Here is an 800-nt window from a genome sequence, read left to right as displayed (position 1 = left end):
ATTGCTATATCATTTCCTTCTTTAGCCATAATAATAATTTGACTTTTTATTGTTTCTTTAAATTGTTCGTCAGCTAAATTGTATGCAGTATATAAATCATTATATGCATCTTCAAAAGATTTTTTATATTCTTCTGAATCTTTATCAACTATTTCCATTAATAATGATGATTTACATGTATATCTGTTAAAATAAGTATTTGGATTATTAGGATTTAATTCTATAGATTTATCATAATCTTTCAAAGCCTCTTGATAATCTTTTATATATTGTTTACAAGCCCCCCTATTATTATAAGCTCCTGAATTATCTGGATTTAATTCTATGGACTTATCATAATCTTTCAAAGCCTCTTGATAATCTTTTATATATTGTTTACAAGCACCCCTATTATTATAAGCTTCTGAATAATTTGGCTTTAATTCTATGGACTTATCATAATCTAATATAGCACCTTTATAATCTTTCATACTTTGTTTTACATCAGCTCTATTTTTATAAAAACCTGCATCATTTGGTTTTAATTCTATAGCCTTGTCATAATCTAATATAGCACCTTTATAATCTTTTATACTTTGTTTTGAATCAGCTCTATTTTCATAAAAATCTGCATCATTTGGTTTTAATTCTATAGCCTTGTCATAATCTAATATAGCCTCATCATATTTACCTTGAGAGTGTTTGGAGAAACCTCTATTATTATAAGCCTCTGAATAATTTTGTTTCAATTCTATAGCTTTATTATAATCTAATATAGCCTCATCATATTCACCTTGAGAGTGTTTAGAAAAACCTCTATT

The 800-nt window shown here is 25.9% G+C and carries 1 protein-coding gene; it reads right to left on the bottom strand.

Annotated features, from left to right (window positions below):
* Positions 1-800, bottom strand: an 800-nt coding sequence (locus E6A48_RS10500) for a tetratricopeptide repeat protein (protein ID WP_219710159.1), incomplete at both ends; no start/stop codon positions are given.

The organism is Brachyspira pilosicoli (genome assembly GCF_019402445.1).
GTDB classification, from domain to species: Bacteria; Spirochaetota; Brachyspiria; order Brachyspirales; family Brachyspiraceae; genus Brachyspira; species Brachyspira pilosicoli_B.
The sequence above is the reverse complement of the archived record's forward strand: the minus strand, read 5'-3'. Positions and strand labels throughout refer to the sequence as shown.